The sequence below is a fragment of the Streptosporangiales bacterium genome (genome assembly GCA_009379955.1).
GTDB lineage: Bacteria > Actinomycetota > Actinomycetes > Streptosporangiales > WHST01 > WHST01.
On sequence record WHST01000066.1, the window covers coordinates 24,931 to 35,358 of the forward strand.

The following is a 10,428-nucleotide window of genomic DNA, read 5'->3' on the forward strand; positions in this document are numbered from 1 at the left end:
CTCGCAGCGCACCCGTGAACGGCACCACAGCCGGGTCCACCCTGTCACCTGCCCGGGGACGCCGCACCAGCGGCGATGGATGACCGACAGGTCGATAGGCTGCTGCCATCGACCACCACGACTGGACCACGCCCGGCGCCTTTCCGGTCGCCGACGGGGTCCATCGCATCCCACTCCCGCTGCCGTCCGACGGCCTGCGCGCGGTGAACGTCTACGCCGTCGACGACGGCGACGGGCTCGCCCTCGTCGACTCCGGCTGGGCGCTGGCGGTGGCGCGGGAGCGGCTCGAGGCGGCGCTCGGCTCGATTGGTCGCGAGCTCGGCGACGTCCGCAGGTTCCTCGTGACGCACGTCCACCGCGACCACTACACCCTCGGCGTCGTGCTGCGCCGCCTGTTCGGCTCGCGGATCGCGGTCGGCGCGCACGAGGAGCCGAACCTCCGCACGATCCTCGATAGCGACCACCGGGCCGAGCGCCCGCACCTCGACGAACTCAGACGTGACGGCGCCACACCGGTGATCGACCGGCTCCTCGCGCTCGGTACGGGCGAGCCGACCCTCGACTGGGAGCTGCCGGACGAGTGGCTCGCGGACGGCAGCGACGTCACCCTGGCCAAGCGCACCCTGCGCGTCGTCCACACGCCGGGACACACCCGCGGGCACGTGGTCTTCGCCGACCTCGACGCCGGCCTGCTGTTCGCCGGCGACCACGTGCTCCCGCACATCACCCCGTCGATCGGCTTCGAGGCGGCCCGCGCACCCCTGCCGCTGGGCGACTTCCTCGGCTCGTTGCGGCGCGTCCGCACGCTTCCCGACCTGCGCCTGCTGCCCGCCCACGGCCCGGTGACCGACAGCACCCACGGCCGCGTCGACGAGCTGGTCGCTCACCACGACCGGCGCCTGGACCAGGCCGAACGCGCCGCCGGCGACGGGGCGTGCACACCGTACGAGGTCGCCCGCGTGCTGCCGTGGACACGTAGGGAGCGCGCGTTCGACGACCTCGACCCGTTCAACCAGATGCTGGCCGTCATGGAGACCGCGGCGCACCTCGACGTGCTCGTCCGCGACGAACGGCTCCGGTCGTCACTCGTCGACGGCGTCGTGCACTACGCCCCCTGAGGGGTGAGCGCGTCCCCGTTCGTTCAGGCCTCGGACCCGTCGCCCACGTCGCCGTGCGGGATGTACGTGGCGGGCACAACACCCAGCTTGCCGGCCTGGTAGTCCTCGAACGCCTGCAGCACCTCGGCACGGGTGTTCATGACGAACGGTCCAGCCCAGGAGATCGGCTCGCGGATCGGGCGACCGCCGAGGACCACCACGTCGAGCCCGGCGAGGCGCGACTCCTGTGTGCGGTCGGCGGCGACGCTGACCGTGTCGCCCGCACCGAGCACCGCGAGCTGACCGGTGCGGACAGGGCGTCCCTCCGCCCCGACGGTGCCCGCTCCGGAGAGCACGTAGACCAGGGCGTTGAAGTCGCGCCGCCACGGCAGACGTACCCGCCCGCCGGGCGCGACCGTCGCGTGCATCATCGCCATCGGTGTGCGCGTCGAGCCCGGTCCCTCGTGCCCGGCCACCTCGCCCGCGATCACCCGGACGAGCGCGCCGCCGTCCGGCGTGGTGAGCAGCGCGGACTCCCTGCCGCGCAGGTCCTGGTACTTGGGCTCGAGCCATTTGTCGGCCTTCGGGAGGTTCACCCACAGCTGCAGGCCGTGGAACAGCCCGCCGCTCGCCACCAGCGCCTCCGGCGGCCGCTCGATGTGCAGCAGCCCGCCGCCCGCGGTCATCCACTGCGTGTCCCCATCGGTGATGACCCCGCCACCGCCGTGGCTGTCCTGGTGCTCGAACGTGCCGTCGATGATGTACGTGACGGTCTCGAACCCGCGGTGCGGGTGCCAGGCCGTGCCCTTCGGCTCGCCCGGCGCGTACTCCACCTCGCCCATCTGGTCGAGGTGGATGAAGGGGTCGAGGTCGCGCAGGTCGACGCCCGCGAAGGCTCGGCGCACAGGGAACCCCTCGCCCTCGAACCCGGACGGCGCCGTCGTCACCGACGTCACCGGCCGGTCGACCGCGCCCGGCGCGGGCTCGGGGATGGCGGCGAGAGAGGTGAGGTCATCGACGGTGACGGCGGCCATGACGCGCTCCTTCGTTGAAGGTTCAATCAGTATCGGATGAACAGCGGCGCCCGTCGCCGTGTTCCCTCACGACGCTACGCCGGTACGGCCTCCGGGCTCATCGCGGCGGCCAGGCGCAGATAGGTGTGCGCCTCCTCGTGGCGGCTCTGCCGCTGCAGGGTGCGCCCGAGCAGGAGGTGGGCGTAGACCTCGACGGGGTCCTCTGCCACCAGCTCGCGCAACGTCCGTTCGGCCCTGCCCAGCTGGGCGGAGTGGTAGTAGGCGCGCGCCAGGAGCAGCCGAAGTGCCAGGTCACCGGGCACCTCGGCGGCGAGGTCGGCGAGCATCCCGGCGGTCGTGATGTAGTCCTCTGCGTCGAAGAACATCCGCGCCCGCTCGTAGCGCTCCATGAGGGTCTCGGTCACCGTCGTCTCCTCTCCGTCGGGCGGCCCCGGTAGGGGCGGCGTGGACTCAACAGCGGACATCCGTGCGGCATTCCGGCCACTCGGCACGTGCCCCTACTCCCCTGGTCGTACACGCGATGTCGTCCTCCGACGGATGTGCGGGCGGCGTCGCCGGGCGAGACTCCTGCCATGAACGCCTTCGTGACACAGACCCTCGCCGACGCCACCACCGCAATGCCCGCCGTCGTGTCGTGGGGCGGACCGGGCCATGGAGGACCGGGCTGGGACGGGCCGGGCGGCTGGGGATTCGGTCCCGGACCGTTCTTCCTGCTGTTCCCCCTGCTCCTCGGCCTGGCCGCCGCCGTGGCCATCGTCATCTGGCGGCGACGGTCCTCGGACACCTCGAGCAGCGAGGCGACGCTCGAGGACAGGTTCGCGCGCGGTGACCTCTCCGAGGAGGAGTACCGCTCGCGGCTGGCCGTGATCCGCGAGATGCGCGGGTAGCGCTCTCGCCGCGGCCGGTGCACGACGTCACGGTGCCCTTCACGTCGCGCCCCTACCTGGTGAAGGGCACCCTGATGTCGTCGTCACCACACGACCGGTCCACCCGCAGCAGCGCGTCGGAGAGCATCCCGAGGGCCACGAGCGTCGCCACCGCCACGACACTCGCCACGGCTGCAACCACGATCATCATGACCGGAACGACGGACGCGCCCGCGGTCGTGTTGGCCTACTCCAGGCCGAAGAACTCCGCGTACCGCCCGCTGAGCATGTCGGCTCCCTTGAGCCTCGAGGTCTCTGCGGCGTCGAGGACGCCCATGGCGGGCAGGTAGCTCGCCCCGCGGGCGGGGCCGAGCGGGATGGCGACACCCAGCTCGACGGGCTCGTATCCGGTGAGCTCGCCGCCGCCCTCGATCAGGGTGCGGATGTTCGCCGCGACCACCTCGGCGTGCCTGCCGGCCGCCGCCGCCTTCTTGGACTCGGGCACCCCGGTGACGTCACCGACGGCGAACACGCGCTCGTGACCCGCGAGGCGCAGCTCGGCGGTGACCTCGAGGTGACCGTCCGCGCGACGGGCGCCGGCGAGCTCGCCGGCGAGGTAGTCGCTGTTGGGCACCACGCCGAAGCAGCGGAACCAGATGTCGGCGGTGACCTCCCCGCCCGACCGCAGCGCCGCGGTGAACGTCTTCGTCTCGCCCGGGTCGGACGGCGGGTCCTCCCACAGGCTCGTTCCCAGCACGAGGTCGACGCCCATGTCGGCGAGCTGTGCACGCAGGTCCTCGCGGAGCGCCTCGGGGTACTCGCCACCCACGATGTCGTCGGCCGGGTCGACGACCGTGACGGCCTTGTCGGGCCACGCCGCCGTGATCTCCCCCGCCAGTTCGAGGCCCACCGGGCCGGCACCGAGCAGGAGCACGCGGTCGGCCTCGATCAGTGCTCCGCGGGCCTCACCGATCCTGACCTTGGCGTCCGCGCTGCCGTCGACGTCGTACTTCGCCGGGAACGGGTACGCCGATCCGGTCGCGAGGACGATGTAGTCCGCCGCGATCCGCTGCCCCGAGCCGAGCACGACGGCACCGGCCTCGACCAGCACGGCCCGGTCCCTGACCACCCGGCCGCGGGCGAGCAACCGGTCGTACGGCAGGAAGAGCCGGTCGGTCCACGCGGGATCGACGAGCCCGCGCAGCGCCGCGACGTTGTGGACGAACGCGTCCTTCGGCTCGACGAGCACCACGTCGGCCACGTCGTCGAGCGCCTTCGCCGTCGCGACGCCGCCGTACCCGCCACCGATGACCACCACGGTCGCACTCATGCATCACTCCTGGTTCGTTGTACCGACTGTTCGTGTCGCGAACTAAAGTAGTCCGTGCCGCGAACAATCGCCAACTACACTCGAACCATGAAGGGCACGACCACCTCACCGCCAGCGGCCCGGCTGGGTCTCGCCGAGTCGCTCGCGCGCCTCTCCAACCTGGTGCAGCGCGCGTTCGTGGAGGTCGGCCGCCGGTACGACCTCACCGCGCAGCAGGCACAGTTCCTCTGCCGGCTCACCGAGGGCCCGGTCGGCATGACCGAGCTGACCCGGATGCTCCACCTGGAGAAGTCGAGCCTCACCGGGCTCGTCGACCGGCTCGAGCGGCGTGGCCTCGTCGCCCGGACGCCCCACTCGTGCGACAGGCGCGCCCACCTGGTCGCGCTGACCCGGCAGGGCACCCGCGCCGCAGCCGACTACCACGACGACCTGGTCGCGCGGCTCGAGACCATGACCTGCGACCTGCCACCCGCGGACCGGCGTCATCTCGAGGATCTGCTCGGGCAGGTGCTCGCCGGCGTCGCCGACGACGCGTCAGCCCAGCGGGCCGAGTAGGACGAGCGGGATCTCCCGCTCCGTGCGCGCCTGGTAGGCGGCGTACCGCGGGTGCCGCCCGACGACCCTGGGCCAGCGATCGCCCAACCCGACAGCCGCTACACCGAGCGGCACACCACCATCGGGGGGGTTCGTTCTCTCCAATTCTCGGCTGTCTTCAGCGACGGTCGGCGGGCGCGGGCTGCGTCAGTCCTGTGGACTGTAGGCGATCGCGTCGACGTCGATCAGGAAGTCCAGCGGTGGACGTCCCTCGAAGGTCATGCGGGCCGGGAGGTAGTCGGTGAAGTAGGTGCGGTAGACCTCGTTGAAGGCGGCCCAATCGTCGACGTTCTGCAGGTGGACGGTCACCATGACGAGATTGTCGAGGGTGGCGCCTGCGGCGTCGAGGACGATGCGGATGTTGTCGAAGACCCGTCGGGTCTGGGTCGCCAGGTCTTTCGGCACTACCTGTCCGGTCGCGGGATCGACCGGGACGGTACCGGACACGAAGATGAAGTCGCCGGCTTTGACCGCCTGCGAGAACGGCCCGAGTGGGATGCCGGCCTTCTCGGTGAACACGACTGTCTTGGATCCGGGCGTCATGGCTACTCCTCGACAAACGGCCTCTTATGCGAGGTAACAGTCTCATATACGAGACTGTCGAGCAACGGGCTATCGTGACCTGTGTGGACGAGGCACGGCGGGCGGTCGCTGCCAACCTCCGCACGATCCGCGCGGCCAGAGGCCTGACGGTGGCGGCTCTGGCGCAGGCGAGCGGCATCGGGAAGGCGACGTTGTCACGGATCGAGGCCGGTCAGGCGAATCCGACCCTCGAGACCCTCTACGCACTCGCTGATGCTCTGGGGGTGTCCTGGGGGACCCTGGTCGCGGAGCCCCCGGCGCGCACCGTGCGTACCAGAGCTGCTGATGTTCCGGTGCTCGCCGGGCCCGTCGAGGCGAGGCTGCTGACCCAGATCACGGGTGTGCCGTTGTTGGAGGGGCTGGACGTGGGGTTCCCGGTGGGCGCTCGGCGGGAGTCGGGTGCGCATCCGCGGGGTGTGGTCGAGCACCTGTTCCTGGTTGGTGGGCGGCTGCGGGCGGGCCCGCTCGACGCACTGGAGGATCTCGACACCGGTGACGTGCTGCGCTTCGCCGCCGACGTCCCGCACGCCTACGAGGCGCTCGACGGGCGGGCCGCGCAGGCGATCCTGCTGATGACCTACCCGTCGATCTCGGCCGGAGATCGCGGGTCCGAGACTCCCGCGGGCTTCTGACGGTGGTGTGCGTCGGCGTGGGCAGTGGTGACCCGGTTGTCGCGGATGGCCCGCTCGGTGCGCCATCTCACCGAGGTCGCCGCGCTGCTCGCCGAGCGCGGGGTGGACCTGGTGGTGCTCAAGCAGGGCATCGATACCACCACCCCGGCGGGGCGGCTCCTGTTCCACGTCATCGGCGCGATGGACGAGATGCTGGCCGACCTGGTCAGCGAGGGCGGCCCTCCCCGCAGCGACACCTCCACCTCAGGCCGTTCGCGGAGGTTCATGAACCAGGCCGGGTGCCGGTCGTCGCCACCGCGCGAGCCGACCACGACGTAGGTGCTCCCCTCGCGCAGCGGCGACGTCAGCACCGACCGTGGCCTGCCGGACCGTCGCCCGGCGGTCGTCAGCTCGAGGACGGGCATGCCCACGACGTCCCGACCGAAGCGACCAGCGGTGACGGCGAGGAGCAGCCGGTGGACGGCGTTCATCGCCTTCAGCGTCAGGTCGCGCGGCACAGCACCGTCCTCACCGTCCGACCGGCTGGTCGAACCGCGGGCGGTGACGTGACCAGGGCATCGCCTGTTCGAGGGCGTGGCCGACCTCGAGCACCGTGCGGTCGGCGCCGGGCGCGGCGACGATCTGCATGCCGACCGGCAGGCCGTCCGGTGAGAAGCCGGCGGGCACCGACAGGGACGGGCAGCCGATCGCGGTGACGAGCGTGCAGGAGCGCATCCAGCCGATGTAGTCGGGCTGCGGCACCCCCTCGACCTCGGTCGGGTACTCGACGTCGACGTCGAACGGCAGGACCTGGGTGGTCGGCGCGAGCAGTACGTCATAGCGGTCGAAGAAGTCCACGGCGGCGAGACGCAGGTTCGCCCGGAGCACCTCGGCGCGGCCGACGTCTGCGGCGGACAGCCGCAGGCCACGCTCGGCGTTCCAGCGGATCGTCTCCTTCACCTGGTCCGGGTGCTCGCGCACCAACCCGCCGAACGCCGTCGCGAAGTGCCAGGCACGGATCACGTCGAACACCTCGTCGGCGTCGTCCAGGTCCGGGCAGTCCGGGGTGACCCGCATCCCGAGGCCCTCCACGACCGGCAGGGTGGCGGCGATGACGTCGCGCACCGCCACGTCGACCGGGATGCGACCGCCGAGGTCCGGCGCCCACGCCACGCGCAGGCCGGGTCGCAGCGGCGGCGGGGGCGGTGCGAACCCCGCGCCGGGCTCGCTCAGCGCGAGCGGCGCCCGCCGGTCGGGACCGGCCAGCACCGACAGCATGAGCGCGACGTCGGCGACCGTACGCCCGAGCGGGCCCTGCACCGCCAGCGTCGACCAGGGCTGCGCGCTCGGGTGCGAGGGGACGCGGCCCGGCGACGGGCGCAGGCCGGCGACGTTGCAGAACGCCGCCGGGTTGCGCAGCGAACCGCCCATGTCGCTGCCTTCGGCGAGCGGCGTCAGCCCGGCCGCGAGTGCGGCGGCGGCACCACCGCTCGACCCGCCGGCACTGACGTCGCGGCGGTACGGGTTCCGCGTCGCGCCGAACACCGGGTTGAAGGTGTGCGAGCCGGCCGCGAACTCGGGGACGTTCGACTTGCCCAGTCGGACGGCGCCGGCAGCGGCGAGCCTGGCCACGACGAGGTCGTCCTGGTCGGGCACGAAGTCCGCGTGCAACGGCGACCCGAACGTGGTGCGCAGGCCGGCGGTGAGGTGGGTGTCCTTGTGCACGACCGGGAGCCCGTGCAGTGGCCCGAGCGGCTCACCGCGAGCAGTCCGTTCGTCCGCGGCCGCGGCCACCCGCCGGGCCCGGTCGGCGTCGAGGGTCACGACGGCGTTGACCGCCGGGTTCACCCGTGCGATGCGCGCGAGGTGGGCCTCGAGCAGCTCACGTGCGGACACCTCGCGACGGCGCACCATGGCCGCAAGCTCCGTCGCCGGCAGGTAGCACAGCTCGTCCGACATCCTCGGGCTCCCTTCGGCCGACTCACCAGGTGAACGTGATCGTGTCGCGGCGGTAGCGCGCGAGGCGGGCGGAGCGGTCGGCCGACGGGGCGTGCAGCAGGCGCAGCAACTCGGTGCCGACGGCGCCACCCATGCGGCGGCAGAACGGTTCCGGCTCGTCCGCGGCGTCGGGACGTTCCGCCACCACCATGTCGACGATGCCGTCGGCAAGCAGGTCGGCCGACCTGATGCCCTGCCGGCCGGCGATCTCGCCGGCGTGCGCGGTGTCACGGTGGACGATGACGCTGGCACCCTCGGGCGGCAGCGGTGACAGCCAGGCATGCTCGGCCGCCACGACGCGATCGGCCGGCAGCAGGGCGAGCGCACCGCCACCACTCCCCTCGCCGAGCAGTACCGCGACGGTCGGCACGTCGAGGGTCACCAGATCGGCGAGGCACCACGCGATCTGCGCGGCGAGTCCGCCCTCCTCGGCCTCCTTCGAGAGTGCCGCACCCGGGGTGTCGATGACCGAGACCAGCGGCAGCGCGAGCTCGCTCGCCAACCGGATGCCGCGTCGCGCCTGCCGGAGTGCGCCGGGACCGAGCGCCTGCTGCTCGGTCTGCCGCCGGCGGTCCTGGCCGAGCAGGACGCAGGGAGCGCCACCGAACCTGGCCAGCGCGAGCAGCAGCCCGGGCTCGGACTCCCCCTCGCCGGTGCCGCTCAGCGGCAGGACGTCGTCCGCGGCGTGACGCAGCAGTTCCCGTACGCCGGGACGGTCGGGACGCCTCGAGCGGGTCACCGACTCCCAGGCCGGGGCCGGCTCCGTCGTGGACGCGACACGTGGCCGCGGCCCGACCTCCGCCGGGGGCGGGGGCAGGCCGTCGTCCACCGCGCACATGACGGTGAGCGCGCGATCGGCGATCGACGCGAGCTCTCCCGGCGCGAGCACCGCGTCGACGAGCCCGTGCGCGTGCAGATGCTCGGCGCGCTGGACGTGGCTCGGGAACGGCTCGCCGTGCAGCGCCTCGTACACCCGTGGCCCGAGGAAGCCGATCAGTGCGCCGGGCTCCGCGACCGTCACGTGCCCGAGCGAGCCCCACGACGCGAACACGCCACCCGTCGTCGGGTGGCGCAGGTACACCAGGTACGGCAGGCGGGCCCTGCGGTGCTCCGCGATCGCGCCACTGATCCGCACCATCTGCACGAACGCGAGAGCGCCCTCCTGCATCCTCGTGCCGCCGGACGCCGTCGCCGCGAGCAACGGCATCCGCCGCGCCGTCGCCCGGCCGATCGCGGCAACGAGCCGGTCCGCGGCCACCACACCGATCGACCCGGCGAGGAACGAGAACTCCGACGCGATCACTGCGACCCGCCGGCCGCGCAGCAGACCCTCACCGGTGACGACGGCCTCGTCGAGCCCGGTCAGCCGTCGCGCCTCCGCCAGCTCGGCCGCGTACTCACCCGTGACCAGCGGCGCGGCGTGCTCCGAGTCGTCCCACCGCCGGAACGTCCCGTCGTCGAGGACCGACCGCAGCAACTCCTCCGCGCTGAGCCTGCTCACCGGCGGCCCTCATCGTCCACGAGCGGCCCGCAGGTGCGCGTGAATCAGTTCGGGACTCATCGGCACCCGGTGCAGCGGCGCGATGTCGAGCGGCGCGAGCGCGTCCTGCACGGCCGAGGCGAACACCGCTCCCACCGGGATCGTGCCCGCCTCGCCCACGCCCTTGGCGCCGATCGGGTTGAGCGGCGACGGCGTCTCGATGTGGTGCATCTCCAGGTGCGGCACCTCGGTCGCGTACGGCATCAGGAAGTCCATGAAGCTCGCGTTGCGCAGGTTTCCCAGCTCGTCGTAGTCGAGGTGTTCGTAGAACGCCCCGCCGACCCCCTGGGCGACACCACCCGCGATCTGGCCCTCCACGACCATGGGGTTGATCATATTGCCGCAGTCGTGCACCCGCGCAGCCGCACCCTGAATGGCAACACGAAACGGACCAAACGGATGGCGGTGACACCATCGAGAGCACGTTCCGCAGGTCAGAGTGTGTGGGGCGGGCGGGGCTCGAACCCGCGACCGACGGATCATGAGAACTGCTCTCCCCCGCTACCACACCCTCTACCTGCGACAACGCCCACACAGCCAACCCCGGCCACCGCCTGAAACCCACCAGTCACCGGCATTTCGCACGACCCGCACCACGCCACGGTCCCCGGCGGGCAGATCAGGGCGCTCACCCTTTGCGCTTCTTGACTTCCTCGGTCAGCTGCGGGACGACGGTGTTGAGGTCGCCGACCACGCCGAAGTCGGCGATCTCGAACAGCGGCGCCTCGGCGTCCTTGTTGACGACGACGATGGTCTTGGACGTCTGCATGCCGGCC

At 72.1% G+C, this 10,428-nt stretch carries 13 protein-coding genes and 1 pseudogene; 5 read left to right on the top strand and 9 right to left on the bottom strand.

The window, feature by feature from the left end; genetic code table 11:
* Window positions 1-107: 107 nt before the first annotated feature.
* Entirely contained in the window at window positions 108-1,118 is a 1,011-nt protein-coding gene (locus tag GEV10_19170; protein MQA80572.1) for an MBL fold metallo-hydrolase, read from the top strand.
* Window positions 1,119-1,141: 23 nt separating this feature from the next.
* On the opposite strand, the gene GEV10_19175 is transcribed toward GEV10_19170, so the two are convergent.
* Window positions 1,142-2,131, bottom strand: a complete 990-nt coding sequence (locus GEV10_19175; protein ID MQA80573.1) for a pirin family protein — start codon at window positions 2,129-2,131, stop codon at window positions 1,142-1,144.
* A gap of 74 nt (window positions 2,132-2,205) precedes the next feature.
* Window positions 2,206-2,520, bottom strand: a complete 315-nt coding sequence (locus tag GEV10_19180; GenBank protein ID MQA80574.1) for a tetratricopeptide repeat protein — start codon at window positions 2,518-2,520, stop codon at window positions 2,206-2,208.
* A gap of 183 nt (window positions 2,521-2,703) precedes the next feature.
* Here GEV10_19180 and GEV10_19185 point away from each other — a divergent pair, with 183 nt between their 5' ends.
* Window positions 2,704-3,018 carry a hypothetical protein gene (locus GEV10_19185; protein ID MQA80575.1) on the top strand — a complete coding sequence of 105 codons (315 nt, stop codon included), beginning with the start codon at window positions 2,704-2,706 and terminating at the stop codon, window positions 3,016-3,018.
* Between the two features lie 226 nt (window positions 3,019-3,244).
* On the opposite strand, the gene GEV10_19190 is transcribed toward GEV10_19185, so the two are convergent.
* Window positions 3,245-4,327 carry an FAD-dependent oxidoreductase gene (locus tag GEV10_19190; protein ID MQA80576.1) on the bottom strand — a complete coding sequence of 361 codons (1,083 nt, stop codon included), beginning with the start codon at window positions 4,325-4,327 and terminating at the stop codon, window positions 3,245-3,247.
* 87 nt (window positions 4,328-4,414) lie between these two features.
* Between GEV10_19190 and GEV10_19195 the strand changes: the two genes are divergently transcribed.
* Window positions 4,415-4,882, top strand: coding sequence for a MarR family transcriptional regulator (locus GEV10_19195; GenBank protein MQA80577.1), 468 nt, complete (start codon window positions 4,415-4,417; stop codon window positions 4,880-4,882).
* A 186-nt stretch (window positions 4,883-5,068) separates the two neighbouring features.
* Here the strand turns inward: GEV10_19195 and GEV10_19200 are convergent, their stop codons facing one another.
* Window positions 5,069-5,464, bottom strand: a complete 396-nt coding sequence (locus GEV10_19200; protein MQA80578.1) for a deaminase — start codon at window positions 5,462-5,464, stop codon at window positions 5,069-5,071.
* Between the two features lie 26 nt (window positions 5,465-5,490).
* Between GEV10_19200 and GEV10_19205 the strand changes: the two genes are divergently transcribed.
* Window positions 5,491-6,135 carry a helix-turn-helix domain-containing protein gene (locus tag GEV10_19205; protein MQA80579.1) on the top strand — a complete coding sequence of 215 codons (645 nt, stop codon included), beginning with the start codon at window positions 5,491-5,493 and terminating at the stop codon, window positions 6,133-6,135.
* Between the two features lie 27 nt (window positions 6,136-6,162).
* Complete coding sequence (locus GEV10_19210) at window positions 6,163-6,453, top strand: hypothetical protein (GenBank protein ID MQA80580.1); 291 nt, start codon at window positions 6,163-6,165, stop codon at window positions 6,451-6,453.
* On the opposite strand, the pseudogene GEV10_19215 reads toward GEV10_19210, so the two are convergent.
* The 5 genes and pseudogenes from GEV10_19215 to GEV10_19235 all read right to left on the bottom strand — a co-directional run.
* A pseudogene (locus GEV10_19215) lies at window positions 6,351-6,632 on the bottom strand (nitroreductase family deazaflavin-dependent oxidoreductase). The gene GEV10_19210 and the pseudogene GEV10_19215 sit on opposite strands and share 103 nt — an antisense overlap.
* 10 nt (window positions 6,633-6,642) lie before the next feature.
* Window positions 6,643-8,073: an amidase gene (locus GEV10_19220; protein ID MQA80581.1), complete on the bottom strand. Its 1,431-nt coding sequence runs from the start codon at window positions 8,071-8,073 to the stop codon at window positions 6,643-6,645.
* A 22-nt stretch (window positions 8,074-8,095) separates the two neighbouring features.
* Window positions 8,096-9,613, bottom strand: a complete 1,518-nt coding sequence (locus GEV10_19225) for an acetyl-CoA carboxyl transferase (GenBank protein ID MQA80582.1) — start codon at window positions 9,611-9,613, stop codon at window positions 8,096-8,098.
* A 9-nt stretch (window positions 9,614-9,622) separates the two neighbouring features.
* Window positions 9,623-10,135, bottom strand: a complete 513-nt coding sequence (locus GEV10_19230; GenBank protein ID MQA80583.1) for a molybdopterin-dependent oxidoreductase — start codon at window positions 10,133-10,135, stop codon at window positions 9,623-9,625.
* Window positions 10,136-10,280: 145 nt separating this feature from the next.
* Window positions 10,281-10,428, bottom strand: a 148-nt coding sequence (locus GEV10_19235) for an electron transfer flavoprotein subunit alpha/FixB family protein (protein ID MQA80584.1), incomplete at its 5' end; no start/stop codon positions are given.